The 16,012-nt window shown below is 68.7% G+C and carries 16 protein-coding genes; 5 read left to right on the forward strand and 11 right to left on the reverse strand.

Features of this window, described 5'->3' with window-relative positions; genetic code table 11:
- The first annotated feature begins 193 nt into the window (after positions 1-193).
- Entirely contained in the window at positions 194-1,906 is a 1,713-nt protein-coding gene (locus B4A39_RS07675) for a hypothetical protein (RefSeq protein ID WP_292035052.1), read from the forward strand.
- Positions 1,907-1,920: 14 nt separating this feature from the next.
- Here B4A39_RS07675 and B4A39_RS07680 read toward each other — a convergent pair whose 3' ends face one another.
- From B4A39_RS07680 to obgE, 5 genes are all read right to left on the reverse strand, one after another.
- Positions 1,921-2,265, reverse strand: a complete 345-nt coding sequence (locus B4A39_RS07680; protein WP_292035055.1) for a zf-TFIIB domain-containing protein — start codon at positions 2,263-2,265, stop codon at positions 1,921-1,923.
- A 142-nt stretch (positions 2,266-2,407) separates the two neighbouring features.
- Entirely contained in the window at positions 2,408-3,628 is a 1,221-nt protein-coding gene (locus B4A39_RS07685) for an NAD(P)/FAD-dependent oxidoreductase (RefSeq protein ID WP_292035057.1), read from the reverse strand.
- A gap of 47 nt (positions 3,629-3,675) precedes the next feature.
- Entirely contained in the window at positions 3,676-3,984 is a 309-nt protein-coding gene (locus B4A39_RS07690; RefSeq protein WP_292035060.1) for a GNAT family N-acetyltransferase, read from the reverse strand.
- Positions 3,985-3,998: 14 nt separating this feature from the next.
- Positions 3,999-6,902, reverse strand: coding sequence for a DNA polymerase I (polA, locus tag B4A39_RS07695; RefSeq protein WP_292035062.1), 2,904 nt, complete (start codon positions 6,900-6,902; stop codon positions 3,999-4,001).
- 51 nt (positions 6,903-6,953) lie between these two features.
- A complete protein-coding gene (gene obgE / locus B4A39_RS07700; protein WP_292035065.1) occupies positions 6,954-8,009 on the reverse strand; it encodes a GTPase ObgE in 1,056 nt (351 codons plus the stop codon).
- A 96-nt stretch (positions 8,010-8,105) separates the two neighbouring features.
- Here obgE and B4A39_RS07705 point away from each other — a divergent pair, with 96 nt between their 5' ends.
- A complete protein-coding gene (locus tag B4A39_RS07705; RefSeq protein ID WP_292035067.1) occupies positions 8,106-8,846 on the forward strand; it encodes a hypothetical protein in 741 nt (246 codons plus the stop codon).
- On the opposite strand, the gene ald is transcribed toward B4A39_RS07705, so the two are convergent.
- The 5 genes from ald to B4A39_RS07730 form a co-directional block, all read right to left on the reverse strand.
- Positions 8,843-9,961 carry an alanine dehydrogenase gene (ald, locus tag B4A39_RS07710; RefSeq protein ID WP_292035070.1) on the reverse strand — a complete coding sequence of 373 codons (1,119 nt, stop codon included), beginning with the start codon at positions 9,959-9,961 and terminating at the stop codon, positions 8,843-8,845. The genes B4A39_RS07705 and ald overlap by 4 nt on opposite strands.
- 193 nt (positions 9,962-10,154) lie before the next feature.
- Positions 10,155-10,292, reverse strand: a complete 138-nt coding sequence (locus B4A39_RS07715) for an entericidin A/B family lipoprotein (RefSeq protein ID WP_292035073.1) — start codon at positions 10,290-10,292, stop codon at positions 10,155-10,157.
- 80 nt (positions 10,293-10,372) lie between these two features.
- Complete coding sequence (locus B4A39_RS07720) at positions 10,373-12,106, reverse strand: sensor histidine kinase (RefSeq protein WP_292035858.1); 1,734 nt, start codon at positions 12,104-12,106, stop codon at positions 10,373-10,375.
- Between the two features lie 6 nt (positions 12,107-12,112).
- Positions 12,113-12,721, reverse strand: coding sequence for a sigma-70 family RNA polymerase sigma factor (locus B4A39_RS07725; RefSeq protein ID WP_292035076.1), 609 nt, complete (start codon positions 12,719-12,721; stop codon positions 12,113-12,115).
- Complete coding sequence (locus tag B4A39_RS07730; RefSeq protein ID WP_292035078.1) at positions 12,718-12,924, reverse strand: NepR family anti-sigma factor; 207 nt, start codon at positions 12,922-12,924, stop codon at positions 12,718-12,720. Before B4A39_RS07730 ends, B4A39_RS07725 begins: the two co-directional genes overlap by 4 nt.
- Positions 12,925-13,118: 194 nt before the next feature.
- On the opposite strand from B4A39_RS07730, the gene B4A39_RS07735 reads away from it, so the two are divergent.
- Complete coding sequence (locus B4A39_RS07735) at positions 13,119-13,916, forward strand: response regulator (RefSeq protein WP_292035080.1); 798 nt, start codon at positions 13,119-13,121, stop codon at positions 13,914-13,916.
- Positions 13,917-13,971: 55 nt separating this feature from the next.
- Here B4A39_RS07735 and B4A39_RS07740 read toward each other — a convergent pair whose 3' ends face one another.
- A complete protein-coding gene (locus B4A39_RS07740; protein ID WP_292035081.1) occupies positions 13,972-14,241 on the reverse strand; it encodes a hypothetical protein in 270 nt (89 codons plus the stop codon).
- A gap of 325 nt (positions 14,242-14,566) precedes the next feature.
- Here B4A39_RS07740 and B4A39_RS07745 point away from each other — a divergent pair, with 325 nt between their 5' ends.
- Entirely contained in the window at positions 14,567-15,589 is a 1,023-nt protein-coding gene (locus tag B4A39_RS07745) for an NADP-dependent oxidoreductase (RefSeq protein WP_292035083.1), read from the forward strand.
- Between the two features lie 9 nt (positions 15,590-15,598).
- Complete coding sequence (locus B4A39_RS07750; RefSeq protein ID WP_292035084.1) at positions 15,599-16,006, forward strand: MaoC family dehydratase; 408 nt, start codon at positions 15,599-15,601, stop codon at positions 16,004-16,006.
- Positions 16,007-16,012 lie beyond the last annotated feature (6 nt).

Below are 16,012 nucleotides of genomic sequence, written 5' to 3' on the forward strand. Positions count from 1 at the left end.
TCGTTCGATCATCCGTCGCGGGTCGATTGCTCAACGCGCGACAAGCGTAACCGTTCTATTCCATCGTGGTGACATTACGGCCACAGCAGATGGTTCGCCAGAGCCTGTCTTTCAACCTTGGCCGTGAAAAGGCGAAACCTCGCCTTAAAGCCTCCGGGCGCAGGGTGGCGGGCTGATACGCGCGAAAGACGCCATGGCCGGTCCGGTTCACTACGAAATCTACATTCGCAAGACGCCGCCGGCGTCCTGGTCGCTGTCCATGGCGACCGAGGACCGCAAGACGGCGATCGAAACGGCCGAGGACCTGCTGCGCGACGGTCAGGCCTGTGCGGTGCGCGTGACCAAGGAGACGCTGGACCCGGACACCATGGAGTTCGCCAGCGTCAACGTCCTGACGCGCGGCGCGCCCGAGATGAAGCAGAAGGTGAAGGTGCGCGAGGAGCGGGTCGGCCCCAGCTGCCGCGGGGTTCAGGATCTTTACACCCCCCACGCCCGCGACCTGATCAGCCGGGTGCTCGAGGACTGGCTGACCCGCCAGGGCGCGACCACGTTCGAACTGCTGCACCGCCCCGACCTGGCGGAACGGCTGGAGGCCTCGGGCGTCGAACTTCAGCACGCCATCCAGAAGGTGGCGGTGCCGGAAAGCCAAGCCACCGGTCAGCCGGTGCACGATCTGGTGCGTCACTACCTGAAGCTCAGCGAGCAGGCGATCGAGCGGGTCCTGCAGGCCGGACGCCGCAATCAGTTTCCCGGTCTGGCCGAACGCTCCGTCGCCGACGTGGCGCATCGCCTGAGCGGATCGCCCGACCGGGCCTTCATCATGGGCGGGGTGGTGGCCGGCGCGCTGAAAGGGCTGAAGGGCGCTCGGGCGCGGCTGGATCGGCTGATGGACCTGTGCGACCGGGCGCCGGCCGACGGACCGCCGCGCGCCCTGGTCTTCGTGCCGGTCGAGCAGGTGCTGTGCGAGCTGTTCGGATCACGCGCCAGCCTGGCCCAGATCGTCGGCCCGGCGCTGGATCAGGGGTCCAGCCTGGCCGCCGTGGTGCGCATGGTGGCGCCGCGCGAAATCAACGCCCTGATCGCGCACGATCCCAAGCTGGCCGTCCTGGTGCCGCCGGTGGAGGGCGGCCCGGCGCGGCTGGGCGAGCGGCTGGCCGCGGGGGAATTCCCGCTGCTGTCGGCGTCGCTGGCGCGGATGGTGGTGCGCGAGCTGATGAGCCCGCGCCGTCTGCGGCCCAATGATCCGCAAGGCGAGATCGACATCCTGCGCGCGCTGGCTGTCGCCCTGACGGCCACGGCGGGGCGCCTGCTGACGCTGGACGAGGTGCAGACCGCCTTCAGCGAACGCTCCAAGAGCCTAGTCACCGCCGACTTCGTCGCCGCCTATGTGCGCGGTTGCCCCACGGCGCTGAGGGAGGCGGAGCGGCTGGCGCGCCTGTGTGAAAACGTGACCGGCGGCGCCAACAAGCGGGCGGCGGCGCGGTGGCTGGACGCCTGCGTCACCTCCCTGCGGTTCGAAACCGAGATGCGGGCCATGAGCCAGGCGCCGGGCCAGAAGCTGGTCGCGCTGAACGCCCTTCAGCGGGCCGTCGGCAACGCCGCCCTGTCGGACCGGGATCGCGACGCCATCGTGACGGCCCTGGGCCTGGTCGGAGGGGCCATCGAGGCCGACGCCAAGCTGACCGTCCAGATCGTGCGCGCGCCCGTGCCCCCGGCGCAGAAGCTGGGGGCGCTGCTACGGCTCGCGGCGGCGGAGACCGGACCGACCGGGCCGGTGGCGGAACGGGCCAGGGCGGAGGCGCTAAAGCTGTTCCGCTCGCCGGACGTGCGCGCCGCCCTGGGCGCGGCGCCCGAGGCGGTCCAGGCTCTGCGACCGCTGATGAAGGCGGTCGGCCTGGCCGCCTGACCCGGAACAACGCGTCAGTCGAAGATGTCGAAGATATCCATCCGCTTCTTCTTCTTGCGGTGGTGATAGTCGTCGTCGCGGTAGCGGTCGTCCTTGTAGCGGGGCGGCTCGCGATAGCCCTGCGGCTGCCCGCCCCAAGGTTGCTGCGCGGGCTGCTGGTAGGTCGGTTGAGGCGGGGCCTGGGGCGCGAGTTGCGGGGCGGCGGCGCGTCCCTCGTCGGCGGCGCTGGCCATCAGCTTTTCCAGTTCGCCGCGATCCAGCCAGACCCCGCGGCAGGTCGGGCACATGTCGAACTGGACGCCGTTGCGGTCCAGGGTCTGCATGGAGGCGTTGTCGTTGGGGCACATCAACAGGGGCATGGGGTCCTCGTCATCGAATGATGCGGTCCGACATCACGCCGCCGAAGCGCCGCCAGAGGGGCCCGTCCCGCTGAGGACAGAGTTAGGGTCGCGCCCGCCCTGCGACAACGTGCGCAGACGCCGCAGGGCCGGCAGCCGCAGGTCAGCAGCTCTGGCCCGCGGCCCAGCCGGACGACCAGGCCCACTGGAAGTTGTAGCCGCCCAGCCAGCCGGTCACGTCCACCACCTCGCCGATGAAGAAGAGGCCTGGGACGGTTCGAGCCTCCATGGTCTGCTGGTCCAGGGCGGCGGTGTCGACGCCCCCCAGGGTCACTTCGGCGGTGCGATAGCCTTCCGACCCGACCGGCTTGACGGTCCAGGCGTTGACCGCCTCGGCCAGGGCCCGCAGCTTCTTGTCGCCGACCTCGGCCAGCTTGCCCGACAGGCCTTCGCGGGCGCAGATCACCTCGGCCAGACGACGGGGAATGACGTGGCCGAGCGCCGTGTGCACCGCCTGCTTGCCGTTCTCGGTCTTGGCCGCCAGCATCCGGGCGGCGACGTCCTCCCCCGGGGCCATGTTGACGGTGATGGCCTCGCCCTCGCGCCAGTAGGAGCTGATCTGCAGGATCGACGGGCCCGAAAGGCCCCGGTGAGTGAAAAGCATCGCCTCGGTGAAGCTGGGCCTATCGCCCTTCGGGCTATTTGGCGCGGAGTTGGGGGCGGCCCTGACCACGGCGTCGACGGCCACGCCCGCCAGCGGTTTCAACTGCTCCAGCAGGCCCGGTTCGAAGGTCAGCGGCACCAGGGCCGGGCGCGTCTCGGTCACGCGCAGGTCGAACTGGCGGGCGACGTCGTAGCCCCAGCCGGTCGCGCCCATCTTGGGGATGGACTTGCCCCCGGTGGCCACCACCAGCGAGGCGGTGGAGACGCAGGAGCCGTCGTCCAGCGCCACGTCGAAACGGTCGCCGTTGCGGTTGATCGAGGTCACGCCAAGGCCCAGCGACAGGGTCACGCCCGCCGCCTTCATCTCGTCGGTCAGCATACGGATGATCTGCTTGGCGCTGTCGTCGCAGAAGAGCTGGCCCAGCGTCTTTTCATGCCAGGCGATGCCGTGGCGTTCGACCATCTTGAGGAAGTCGTGCTGGGTGAACCGCTTCAGCGCCGACAGGGCGAAGCGCGGGTTCTCGCTGAGGAAGTTCGCGCCGCTGGTCCCCAGGTTGGTGAAGTTGCAGCGCCCGCCGCCCGAGATGCGGATCTTCTCGCCCGGCGCGCGGGCGTGGTCGATGACGCGCACGCGACGGCCGCGCTTGCCCGCCTCGATGGCGCACATCATGCCGGCCGCGCCGGCGCCGACGATCAGGACGTCGAGATCTGAAGACTTCATCGCCCCGCCCTAGCAGGCGCGGGACGATGAAGCGACCTCAGACGCCCCTACAAGCCCAGGGCGATGCGATAGCTGGGATGCACCAGATCGGCGTATTCGGGATGCTTCTGCAGATAGCCGGCGAAGAAGGGGCAGGTCGGCAGGATGACCAGGCCGCGTTCCTTCAGGTCCGCCAGGACGTGCTTGGCCATGCGGCTGGCGATGCCACGCCCTTCCAACGGGACCGGCACGATGGTTTCGGTGATCAGCAGGCCGCCCGCCACCTTGTTGTAGATGACCACGGCGGTCTGACCCTCGACGGTCAGTTCGTAGCGGGTGGCTTCGGCGTTGTCGCGGATCTCGGGATCCAGGCTCATGTCGGTCTCCATGCTTAGTGGGCTTCGTCCCAGTTGGCGGCGGCCTGGGCCTCGACCACAAGGGGAACGCTCAGGGCCACAGCGGGGTCGGCGGCGCCTTCCATGACCTTGCGCACCAGGGCCAGGGCGCGTTCGGCCTCTGCCTCCGGGGCTTCAAAGATCAGTTCGTCGTGGACCTGCAACAGCATCCGCGTCTTCAGGCCGGCGTCGGCCAGGGCGCCCGGCATGCGGATCATGGCGCGGCGGATGATGTCGGCGGCGGCGCCCTGGATCGGGGCGTTGATGGCGGCGCGCTCGCCGAACTGCCGCTCGGCCCCTGACTTGGAATGGATGGCCGGGATGTGGATGCGGCGTCCGAAGACGGTGGTGACGAAGCCGTCCGCCTTCACCTGCGCCTTGGTCTGGTCCATGTAGGCGCGGATGCCGGGGAAGCGCTCGAAATAGGTCTTGATATAGGCCCCGGCCTCGCCCTGATCGATGCCCAGCTGGTTGGCCAGGCCGAAGGCCGAAATGCCGTAGACGATGCCGAAATTGATGGCCTTGGCGCGGCGGCGCGTCTCGGACGGCATCCCTTCGACCGGCACGCCGAACATCTCCGACGCGGTGGCGGCGTGAATGTCGAGCCCGGCCTTGAAGGCGCGCTTCAGCTCGGGGATGTCGCCGATATGGGCCAAGAGGCGCAGTTCGATCTGGCTGTAGTCGGCGCTGATCAACACATGGCCCGGCGAGGCGATGAAGGCCTGACGGATCAGGCGGCCGGTCTCGGTGCGGATCGGGATGTTCTGCAGGTTGGGGTCGGAGGAGGCGAGGCGCCCCGTCGTCGCCGCCGCCAACTGATAGGAGGTGTGGACCCGGTGGGTGGCCGGATCGGCCGCCGCCACCAAGGCGTCGGTATAGGTGCCCTTCAGCTTGGACAACTGGCGCCAGTCGAGGATGGCGCGGGGCAGATCATGCGTCAGCGCCAGCTCTTCCAGCACGCTGGCCTCGGTGCCCCATTGGCCGCTGGCGGTCTTCTTGCCGCCGGGCAGGTTCATCTCGCCAAAGAGAATTTCGCCGATCTGGCGCGGGCTGCCGACGTTGAAGGGGCGGCCCGCCAGCTTGTGCGCCTGTTCCTCCAGCTCGGCCATGCGCTGGCCGAAGGTCGAGGACAGGGACCGCAGCCGGTCGGGATCGACCCGCACCCCGTTCAGCTCCATGTCGGCCAGAACGGCGGGCATGCCGCGCTCCAGCGTCTCATAGACGGTGGTCAGACGCTCGGTCGCCAGTCGCGGCTTCAGCAGCTTGTAGAGGCGCAGGGTGACGTCCGCGTCCTCGGCGGCGTAGCAGGTCGCCGGTTTCAGCTCGACGTGCTTGAAGCTCTTCTGGCTCTTGCCCGTGCCGGCCACGCTCTTGAACGGGATGGGTTCGTGGCCCAGGTGCAGCCGCGCCAGCTCGTCCATGCCATGGCCGTGCAGCCCGCCTTCGAGCACATAGCTGATCAGCATGGTGTCCTCGACCGGGGCCACGCGGATGCCGCGCCGGGCCATGACGGCGAGATCGTATTTGATGTTCTGCCCGACCTTCAGCACCGCCGGATCTTCCAGCAGGACCTTCAGCCGCTCCAGCGCGGTCGGCTTGTGAATCTGCGTCAGCGGCTCGCGCGGAGCCCCGCCGCCGAGGTCGAGGCCGAAGTCCAGCCCGCCGTCTCCCGTTGGCTCGTGGTCATGGGTCAGGGGGATGTAGCAGGCCTCGTTCGGCCCGACGGCGAGCGAGACGCCGCACAGCCCTGCGTGGGTGGCCGACAGGGCGTCAGTCTCGGTGTCGAAGCCGACGACGCCGGCGGCGCGGGCGCGGGCGATCCAGCGATCCAGATCCTCCAGCGTCTGAACGCACTCGTACTTGTCGCGGTCGAAGTCGTGGACTTCGTCCGGCGTCGCCACCTCGGCCGGGGCGTAGCGCGGGGTGGCGACCGGGGCCGAGGGCTGGCGCGCAAAGGCGGAGCCCTCCTTCGGCGGCGCCTTGCCGTCGCCGACGCGCCGCAGCAGCGAACGGAACTCCATCCGCTCCAGAAACTCGGACAGCACCGCCGGGTCGGGATCGCGGATCAGGAAGTCGTCGACGGGCTCGGGCGCCGGGGCGTCGCAGGTCAGCTTGACCAGTTCGCGCGACAGACGGATCTGGTCGGCGTACTCGATCAGGGTCTCGCGCCGCTTGGGCTGCTTGATCTCGCCGGCGCGGGCCAGAAGCGTGTCGAGGTCGCCGTATTCGTGGATCAGCTGGGCCGCCGTCTTGGGGCCGATGCCGGGGGCGCCGGGGACGTTGTCGACGCTGTCGCCGATCAGGGCCTGGACCTCGACCACCTTGTCCGGGGTGACGCCGAACTTCTCGAACACGGCCTCTTCCTCCAGGCGCCGGTCCTTCATCGGGTCGTACATGACGACGCCGTTCCCGATCAGTTGCATCAGGTCCTTGTCGGACGAGACGATGACCGCCTCGCCGCCCAGGTCGCGGACCTTGCAGGCATAGGTGGCGATCAGGTCGTCGGCCTCATAGCCCGGCAGTTCCAGGCACTGGACGCCGAAGGCGGCGGTCGCCTCGCGCACCAGCGGGAACTGCGGCACCAGGTCCTCGGGCGCCGGCGGGCGGTGGGCCTTGTATTGATCGTAGAGGGTGTTGCGGAAGGTCTTTTCCGAGTGGTCGAAGACGGCGACCAGATGGGTCGGGCCGTCCTCGCCCTTCATGTCGCGGATCAGCTTCCACAACATGTTGCAGTAGCCCTGCACCGCGCCGACGGGCAGGCCGTCCGACTTGCGCGTCAGGGGCGGCAGGGCGTGATAGGCGCGGAAGATGTAGGCCGAGGCGTCGATCAGCCATAGCCGGGGCGGCGGGCCGTCCTGCGTCAGGGGGCGGGCGTCAGTTTCGATGGGCGCGTCGGTCATGGCGCGAACATAGGGGGGACAAGCCCCCCCGTCATCCGCCCTTGTGCGCGATTACGGCTGCCAGCCGCCCGGGGTTTCCGGGATGGTGTCCGCGCCCTCCACGGTGATCTCGCCGCGCGTCTTGCGCACCTCGGCCCAGGCGGCGCGAAGCAGTTCGGTCACGCCTTCGCCGGACACGCCGGACACCAGATAGGGCGTCTTGCCGGAGGCGGCCTCCAGCTGGGCGACCTTGTCCGCGCGCTCTTCCGGCGACAGGGCGTCGATCTTGTTCAGGGCCAGCAGTTCGACCTTGTCGGCCAGGCCTTCGCCATAGGCGTCCAGCTCGCCGCGAATGATGCGATAGGCATCGGCCACGTCTTCCTGCGTGCCGTCGATCAGATGGATCAGGCTGGCCGAGCGCTCGACGTGACCCAGGAAGCGGGTGCCCAGGCCGGCGCCTTCGTGGGCGCCCTCGATCAGGCCGGGAATGTCGGCGATGACGAAGCGTTCGGACGGGCTCAGGTCCACCATGCCGAGGTTGGGCGTCAGGGTGGTGAAGGGGTAGTCCGCCACCTTGGGCTTGGCCGCCGAGACCGCCGCCAGGAAGGTCGACTTGCCGGCGTTGGGCAGACCGGCCAGACCGATGTCGGCGATCAGCTTCAGGCGCAGCCAGATCCAGCGTTCCTGGAACTCCTGGCCGGGGTTGGCGTGGTCGGGGGCCTGATTGGTCGGGCCCTTGAAGCGGGTGTTGCCCCAGCCGCCGTTGCCGCCGGACAGCAGCTTCACGCGCTGACCCGCCTTGTCCATGTCGACCAGGACGGTTTCCTTTTCCTCGTCCAGCACCTGGGTGCCGACGGGGACGCGAAGGACCACGTCCTCGCCCTTGCCGCCATGCATCTGGCGGCCCTGGCCGTGGTGGCCGGTCTGGGCCTTGAAATGCTGCTGGTAGCGGAAGTCGATCAGGGTGTTCAGGCCGTCTGCCGCCTCGATCCAGACGTCGCCGCCCTTGCCCCCGTCGCCGCCGTCCGGGCCGCCGTTGGGGATGAATTTCTCGCGTCGGAACGAGACGGCGCCGGCGCCGCCCGCGCCCGAGCGAATATAGATCTTGGCCTGGTCGAGAAACTTCATCGCCGGCTTATGCCAAAACTCGAGGCAAAGGGCGAGCGTCACGCTGTTCCGCTGCGTTTACGCCCCGTTAGGCGACGCAGAGGACGCTGGCCGGCCATGAACATCGGCTCTCTGTTTTCCGCGCCCGCGACGGTGAAGGCCGAGACCACGACGGCGCGGGAGGAGCGCCAGGCGGCCTTGGCGGACGCCCGGCTGAATGACGCCCGTGCGGCGGTCGAAAGCCTGAAACAGCGAACGAACAATGCGTCTGAAGATCAGAAGGCGGCCGCGAAGAAGAAGATCGAACAGATCAAGGCCCGCCTGCAAATGCTGCAGATGGCCATGATCGGGGACCCGAAGGGCGCGGCCCGCATGGCGGCGCAGCTGGCTAGGGAGCTGGGCGCGGCGGTCAAGGCCTATGCGGCGGCGGGCGGCGCGCCTGCCGGTCTGGGTGCGGCGCCCGCTGCGCCCGCTGCCTCCGGTGATGACGCGGGCGCGGCTGCAGCATCGGATGAGGCGATGGCTGAGCCGGCGCAGCCGGTCGTGGCCGACGAGGCTCGGGCTGCTGCCGGGTCGGAGGCTGATGGCGCCAAGCCGTCGAACCCCTATCAACAGGCCATCGACGCCTCTCAGGCCCGGGTTGCCGAGCAGGCGCGTCGCAGCGAGGCGCGTCAGGCGGATCGCGACGTCCTTGACGAGGTCAAGCGTCTGGCCGCCCAGATCAAGAACCTGGCGCAGAAAAGCGCCAAGGACACGCCGGAAGGCGATGAGGCCGAGCGCGCCGTCGCCGGCATGAACCGGGAGGTCGCCGCCGCCGTTCAGGCCGCGCCGCCCCTCGGCATAGCCCTGACGATCTAGCCTCGCGCCCAGACGCCGAAGGGATCGCTCCAGGGCAGACCCAGGGCCTCGGCTACGGCGGGATAGGTGATCTCGCCTTTCAGCACATTGAGGCCGCGCGCCAGATGCGGGTCCTTCTTCAGGGCGGCCAGTCCCTGGTCTGCCAGGGCCAGGCCAAAGGGCAGGGTGGCGTTGTTCAGCGCCTCGGAACTGGTGCGCGGCGCGGCGCCCGGCATGTTGGCGACGCAGTAGTGGACCACGCCGTCGACGACATAGGTCGGATCTTCGTGGGTGGTGGGCTTCGAGGTCTCGAAACAGCCGCCCTGGTCGATGGCCACGTCGATCAGGACGCTGCCCGGCTTCATGGATTTCAACTGGTCGCGCCGAACCAGGGTCGGGGCCTCGGCGCCCGGCACCAGAACGGCGCCGATCACCACATCGGCCTTGACCAACTCCTCCTCGATGGCGCCGATGGAGGAGTAGCGGGTGATGACCCGACCGCCGGTCAGTTCGTCGATCTCGCGCATGCGCGGGATGGAGCGCTCCAGCACCACCACCTCGGCGCCCAGGCCCATGGCCATGCGCGCGGCGTTCAGCCCCACGACTCCGCCGCCCAGCACCAGCACCCGCGCCGGGGCCACGCCCGGCACGCCGCAGAACAGCAGGCCCATGCCGCCATTGTGCTTCAGCAAGGTTTCGGCGGCGGAAAAGACGGCGATGCGCCCGGCCACCTCGGACATGGGGGCCAGCAAGGGCAGGCCGCCGTTCCGGTCGGTCACCGTCTCATAGGCGATGGCGGCGCATTTCGAGGCCAGCAGGCCCCTGGTCTGCTCGGGATCGGGGGCCAGATGCAGGTAGGTGAAGAGGATGTGATCCTCGCGCAGGCGGGCCCATTCGACGGCCTGCGGCTCCTTCACCTTCACGATCATATCGCTGTCGGAGAAGACGGTCGCGGCGTCGGCGACGATGGTCGCGCCAGCCTTCTGATATTCAGCGTCGGTGAAGCCGGCGCCCAGACCGGCGCCCGTTTCGATCCGCACCTCGTGGCCGTGGGCGACATATTCGCGGACGGCGGTGGGGGTCAGGCCGACCCGATGTTCATTGGTCTTGATCTCGCGGGGCACGCCGACACGCATGGATTTCGTCCCTGAGTTCACGCTCCACCAAGCGGAGCCTGAGCGAACGCTAAACCTGACCTCGGGGAAGGGCTAGGTCGAATTGCGGTCAGTGCGCCGAGGCGCGGCGTCCGAGGACCGGAGGTTTGATCCCGGGCGCAAAAATCCCCGCCGCCTCCGAAGGCGGCGGGGATCGATATGTCGGCGTCGGGTCCTAGTTTTGGACGTCGCGGGCGGCGCCTTCGACCGCGGAACCGGCGGCCTGGGTGTCCTTGCCGACACCGGCGACGGTGTTGCAGGCGGCGGTGGACAGCAGGGCGGCGGCGGCGGCGAGTACGAACAGTTTGCGCATGGTCGGCTCCAGTGAAAACAGCAGGGGGTCAAAGGACCGCCCCTGGAGACATCAACGCGACGACCTGTCCCGGGTTCCTGTCAAGCTGGCCGATGAGCGGCGGCCTGCGGCGCTTCCGGCGTGGCGAAGGTCAGGCGTGCGATCGACCCGCCGCCGGGCGCTTCGACCATCTCGGCCTGACCGCGCAACTGCTTGGCGAAGGCGTTCATCAAGGTGCGGCCGACGCCGGCGGTGTCGATGTCCGGCGCGCCGGGGCCGTCGTCCTGAACCTCCAGGACGCTGGTGTCGCCCAGGACGCGGAAGCGCACCTTGAGGTCGCCGCCGCGCCCGGCGAAGGCGTGCTTCTGAGCGTTGGAGACGGCCTCGACCAGCCACAGGGCCACCGGCGCCAGCCGGTCGGGATCGATGATCAGATAGTCCGCGTCGACGGAGCTGGTGACCAGGGGGCCGCGCATGGCCTCGCCGGCGATCAGTTGTCCCACCAGTTCGGTCAGGAAGGTGCGCGAGTCCGCCTCGCGAATGTCCTCGCTCTGGTAGAGGGTGCGATAGATCAGGGCCAGGGCGGTGATGCGTTGGCGCGTGTCGCCCAGGGCCGAACGGGCGGCGGGGTCGGTCACGGCTCGTTGCTGCATCGACAGCAGCGAGGAGATGATCTGCAGGTTGTTCTTCACCCGGTGGTGGATCTCGCGCATCAGCGCGTCCTTCTCGTCCAGCGAGTCCAGCAGAGCCTTGTCGCGGGTCGTGATGCTGTCGCCGAGCGAGCCGAGGGTGCGGGCCAGGGTGCGGATTTCGGCGGGGGCGTGCTCGGCCTGGACCGGCCGCACCGAGAACCGGCCGCGCGCATAGATGGCGGCGACCCGCTCCAGATAGACCAGCCAGCGGATGACGATCCGCTCGGACAGCAGCATGACCGCCAGGAAGGCGACCAGCCAGGCGGCGAGGGGCAGCATGAAGGAGCCGATCGGGTTCAGCCGCGCCCAGGACAGCAGTCCCGATGCGGGCGCCGACAGCAGGACGAACAGGTCGCGGCCGGCCAGGGGCGCGCCGGCATAGACGTGCTTGCGGTCGCGGGCGTCCCGCGCCTCGAACAGCGGAGCCTCGCCCTTCTGGGCGCGCTCGGCCCAGCGCGCGATCGCGCCCTCGTTGGCGAAACTCGACGGGTCGGTCGAGACCAGAAGGCGGCCCTGGGCGTCGATCAGCGCCGACTGGGCGCCGGACGGCAGGGCGGGGTCGCGAATGTCGGGTTGCAGGGCGGTCAGGGGAATGACCGCCGCCATGACGCCCTGGAAGGCGCCCAGGGGACGCTCCGAGCGGACGGCGACGATCAGCGATCCCGACGCGCCCGGCGCGCGGGCCATGACCACGTCCTCGCCTTGCCGCAGCCTCTGATACCATTCCTGCCCGCGAACATCGGCGGTCGGGGCGACCGCAGCGGCCCCGCCAGCCGGCCGAGAGGCGCAGACCGGCTCTCCCGTGGCGCTGTAGCGCTGCAAAGCGGACAGGGCGTCCAGTCGCGACACCAGGGCGGTCAGGCGCGGCTCGCAGTAGAATCCGCCGCCCTCGGGCGCCAGGGCCTGCAGCAGGACCACGGTGCTGTCGATCCGCGCCTTGGCGTCGGCGGCGCTGCGTTCGGCCGCCAGTTGCAGATCGATGCGGCGGTCCTCGGCCTGGCGACGGAACTCGGCCTGGGTCTGGGCGGCGCTGAGCAGGAGAATGGGCAAAAGGGCCACCGCCATGGCCAGGCCCATGCGGAAACGGATGCCCTGCACGCTCGGTCGGCCCAGCTTGCGGCCCCATGCGCGGCCGAAACGCATCATGCGTCAGCCCTGCCTGGCGCCGCTCAACCGGTCGGCGTCGGCCAGGATGGAGCGCATGGCGTCGCCGGCGGCCTTGCCGTCACGGCCGTATCCGCCGCGTTCCAGCGTGGCCGCCAGGGCCTTGCGCGCCCGCGATACGCGGCTTTTCACCGTACCCACGGCGCACTGACAGATTTCGGCGGCCTCTTCGTAGGCGAAGCCGCCCGCGCCGACGAGGATCAGGGCTTCGCGCTGTTCCTCGGGCAGGGTTTTCAGCGCCTGCCGCAGCTCATCCAGGGCGACCGGCGCCTCGGGATCATCGACAGCCACCAGGGTGCGTTCGGCGGCTTCCTGATCCAGCTGGGTCTGGCGCCACGAGCGGCGCTTTTCCGAATAGAACTGGTTGCGCAGGATCATGAAGGTCCAGGCCTTCATGTTGGTGCCCATCTGATAGCTGGCCCGCGCATCCCACGCCTTCATCATGGCTTCCTGCGCCAGATCGTCGGCGGCGGTCGGATCGCCGGTCAAGGTCCGGGCGAACGCGCGCAGATGGGGGATCAGCGTCACCAGCTCCTTCTTGAAGCCGGCGTCGTCGGCGGAGGCGGGCTTGGGCGGAGCGCTGGAGCTGCTCATTTGCCGTCCTTGGTCGACGACCGATCGTCGGCCCGCCGCAGGATATCCAGAAATTCGTCCGGAACCGGCTCGTTCACCACCTGGTCGAACATATGGCGCAGCTTCACGCCGATGGCCTGCTGGCGCAGGCGCACCTCTTCCAATCCGGTGTCCTTGGACGCAGGCGCGTCAGGACGCGGAGTGGTTTCCTTAGAATTGATCATGGAGTTCCGGCCGCCGCCCAAGCCTGTAAGAGTAGTTCATGGAAGCGAAAAACGCGGCTTCCCTCCAAGAGTTCCTAGGCCGCGGCGATTTAATGCTCAAGCTTGTGAAACCGCCATGGAACCGTTGCGAGCTGGACACGTTGAGGCAGCTGGCGCGTCACCAGATCGGGGACGCTGACTGTCGGGGAACTTGTATGAGTCTATTGGCGAGGCTTGCGCCGCATCTGCCCTATGTCCGCCGCTACGCGCGGGCGCTGACGGGCGACCAAATCACGGGCGACAACTATGTGCGCGTCGCGCTCGAGGCGCTGGCCGCCGGCGAGCGACAGCTGCCGACGGATATGACGCCGCGCGTGGCGCTGTATCACGTGTTCCACACCATCTGGTCCTCGACGGGCGCCCAGCTCGAGGACAGCAGCGGCATCGAGGGCGGCGAGGATGACGCGTCGCACCGCCTGATGCGGATTTCGCCGCGGTCGCGCCAGGCCTTCCTGCTGACGGCGCTCGAAGGCTTCACGCCTTCGGAAGCGGCCCAGATCCTGGGCGTCGACCCCCGCTCGGTGGAGCGCCTGATCGCCGAGGCGCAGTCCGACATCGACGCGGAACTGGCCACCGACGTCCTGATCATCGAGGACGAGGCCATCATTTCCGCGGATATCGAGAGCCTGGTGAAGGAGCTGGGCCATCGCGTCACCGGCACCGCCACCACCCACGACGAGGCCGTCGACGCCGTGACGCGTCATCGGCCCGGTCTGGTGCTGGCCGATATCCAGCTGGCCGACGGATCGTCGGGCATCGACGCGGTCAAGGACATCCTGAAACGCTTCGACGTGCCGGTGATCTTCATCACCGCCTTCCCGGAACGTCTGCTGACGGGCGAGCGGCCGGAACCGACCTTCCTGATCACCAAGCCGTTCCAGCCGGAAACGGTGAAGGCGGCGATCAGCCAGGCGCTCTTCTTCCATCCGTCGCGTCAGAAACAGGCCGCCTGAGTTCGCGACCCCGGTTTGAACATGGCCTCGACGGTTCGCCGTCGAGGCCGTTCTTTTATGAGGCCGGCGGGGACGGCGTGGACGCTGGCGTGTCGAACTGCGCGACATCCTCGCGCGTGCCGCCGGCGCCGGGATTGACGCTCTGGAACCCGCCGTTGCTGAGCAGCCACATGCCCAGCAGCAGGATGGCGGCGGCGCCGCCCGAGACGATCAACAGCCACAGAATGCGGACGCCGCCCCGGCCCTGACGGACGTACTGCGCCTCGATCGGCTCGTGATGTTCGAAGGCGTCGGCGGAGTGGGAATGGGGATCCTGATGGGTCATGAGGCGTCCGTTGTGGCCGGTCGAAGGGCCGCTCTTGCAGTCTAGCAACGCGGCGCGGGGGTGCGGCGTTCCGAGGGTCGCGATCCCCCGCGGGATCAAATGCGGCGGCTATGGAACCGGCTCTTCGAACCGCCGTTATCAAGGGGCGAAGGCGATAGACGCCCCTCGACCGGACGGTTCGCCGCCCCATCGTCTTCGCTCCTCATTCTCGATGATGCCACCTCAAGCGGATCGGAAACGGTCCGCTTTTTCTTTGAAAGCCTCTCGACAGGCCCGGCGCATCCGCCACTATGGGTCTTCAAAGAAAACGCATTGGAGCTGCGCCATGAGCCTTCGCAATCGTCAGTGGGTCCTCCGTCAGCGGCCGAAAGGCCTGATCCAGGACGGCGACCTGGAACTGGTGGAGACCCTCGTGCCGGACCTGAAGGACGCCGAGGTCCTGGTTCGCACCATCTACCTGTCGCTGGACCCGACCAACCGCACCTGGATGAATGATTCCGAGGGCTATCTGCCGCCGGTCGGGCTCGGCGAGGTCATGCGCGGTCTGACCCTGGGCGTGGTCGAGCAGTCCAGATCGGAACGCTTCAAGGAAGGCGACATCGTCACGCCGCTGTCGGGCGGCTGGGCCGACTACGCCGTGGTGAACGAGCAGGGCCTGCGCCCGGTTCACCGTGCGCCGGGCCTGCCGTTGACCGCCAATCTGTCGGTTCTGGGGATGACGGGCCTGACCGCCTATTTCGGCGTCACCGACGTGCTGAAGGCCAAGGCAGGCGAGACCCTGGTGATTTCGGCGGCGGCGGGAGCAGTCGGCTCCATCGCCGGCCAGGTGGCCAAGCAGCGCGGCGCCCGCGTCATCGGCATCGCCGGCGGCGCCGAGAAGTGCCGCTGGCTGACCGAGGAACTCGGCTTCGACGCCGCCGTCGACTACAAGAACGAGGACGTGGGCGAGGCCCTGGACCGGCTGGCGCCAAACGGCGTCGACCTGAATTTCGAGAATGTCGGCGGCGACATCATGATCGCGGTCTGGAACCGGTTGAACGTGCACGCGCGGATGGCGGTCTGCGGCCTGATCTCCAGCTACAATGCGACGCGGATGCCGCCGTCGCCGAATTTCAGCCGGATCATCACTCATCGCCTCAACGTCCAGGGCTTCCTGGTGCTCGACTATGCGCCGCGCGCCCGCGAGATGGTCGCGGAGATGGGGCCGTGGCTCGCGGACGGGCGCGTCAAGTGGAAGGTTCACGTCGACGACGGGCTGGAGGGGGCGGTCACCTCGCTGAACCGCTTGTTCACGGGCGACCATGACGGCAAGCTGCTGGTCCGGGTCTCGGAGGAGCCCGCCGCCTGAGGACATGGGATGACCGAACCGCTGCACGTCCACTTCGAGGATATCGAGATCGGCCAGGTCATCCCTCTGGGCGCCTGTGCGGTGGACGAGGGCGCGATGGAGATCTTCGTCGAGCGGTTCGCGCCCGGTTGGGATGTCGCCTACGGCGCTCCCGACGCTCTGGTCTATGCGCTGTGGAGCCGGTTGTCCGCCGAGAAGGCGGGAACCTGGGCCGGGACCAAGACCCTGGCGATCGACGGCTTGCGCTTTCTGCGCAATCCCCCGCCGGGCGAACTGCTGCGTGGCCGCCTGACGGTCATGGGCAAGGACCCGGTCGGCGACGAAAAGGGCATCGTCATCGCCCAGCAGGACCTGCTGGACGAGGCGGGGCGGCTGGTCTTCTCCTGTCTGACCCGCGCCCTGATCGCCAGACGCTAGACAGAC

Origin of the sequence: Brevundimonas sp. UBA4553 (assembly GCF_002387245.1) — a bacterium.
In the GTDB taxonomy this organism is placed as follows: domain Bacteria; phylum Pseudomonadota; class Alphaproteobacteria; order Caulobacterales; family Caulobacteraceae; genus Brevundimonas.

Excerpts from the sequence above, each read along its gene's own strand:
- B4A39_RS07685 (WP_292035057.1), bottom strand. The coding sequence starts at position 3,628 with ATGAAGTCTTCAGATCTCGACGTCCTGATCGTCGGCGCCGGCGCGGCC.
- B4A39_RS07735 (WP_292035080.1), top strand. The coding sequence starts at position 13,119 with ATGAGTCTATTGGCGAGGCTTGCGCCGCATCTGCCCTATGTCCGCCGC.
- B4A39_RS07750 (WP_292035084.1), top strand. The coding sequence starts at position 15,599 with ATGACCGAACCGCTGCACGTCCACTTCGAGGATATCGAGATCGGCCAG.
- B4A39_RS07680 (WP_292035055.1), bottom strand. The coding sequence starts at position 2,265 with ATGCCCCTGTTGATGTGCCCCAACGACAACGCCTCCATGCAGACCCTG.
- B4A39_RS07690 (WP_292035060.1), bottom strand. The coding sequence starts at position 3,984 with ATGAGCCTGGATCCCGAGATCCGCGACAACGCCGAAGCCACCCGCTAC.
- obgE (WP_292035065.1), bottom strand. The coding sequence starts at position 8,009 with ATGAAGTTTCTCGACCAGGCCAAGATCTATATTCGCTCGGGCGCGGGC.
- B4A39_RS07675 (WP_292035052.1), top strand. The coding sequence starts at position 194 with ATGGCCGGTCCGGTTCACTACGAAATCTACATTCGCAAGACGCCGCCG.
- B4A39_RS07705 (WP_292035067.1), top strand. The coding sequence starts at position 8,106 with ATGAACATCGGCTCTCTGTTTTCCGCGCCCGCGACGGTGAAGGCCGAG.
- B4A39_RS07715 (WP_292035073.1), bottom strand. The coding sequence starts at position 10,292 with ATGCGCAAACTGTTCGTACTCGCCGCCGCCGCCGCCCTGCTGTCCACC.
- B4A39_RS07720 (WP_292035858.1), bottom strand. The coding sequence starts at position 12,106 with ATGCGTTTCGGCCGCGCATGGGGCCGCAAGCTGGGCCGACCGAGCGTG.
- B4A39_RS07740 (WP_292035081.1), bottom strand. The coding sequence starts at position 14,241 with ATGACCCATCAGGATCCCCATTCCCACTCCGCCGACGCCTTCGAACAT.
- B4A39_RS07745 (WP_292035083.1), top strand. The coding sequence starts at position 14,567 with ATGAGCCTTCGCAATCGTCAGTGGGTCCTCCGTCAGCGGCCGAAAGGC.
- polA (WP_292035062.1), bottom strand. The coding sequence starts at position 6,902 with ATGACCGACGCGCCCATCGAAACTGACGCCCGCCCCCTGACGCAGGAC.
- B4A39_RS07725 (WP_292035076.1), bottom strand. The coding sequence starts at position 12,721 with ATGAGCAGCTCCAGCGCTCCGCCCAAGCCCGCCTCCGCCGACGACGCC.
- ald (WP_292035070.1), bottom strand. The coding sequence starts at position 9,961 with ATGCGTGTCGGCGTGCCCCGCGAGATCAAGACCAATGAACATCGGGTC.
- B4A39_RS07730 (WP_292035078.1), bottom strand. The coding sequence starts at position 12,924 with ATGATCAATTCTAAGGAAACCACTCCGCGTCCTGACGCGCCTGCGTCC.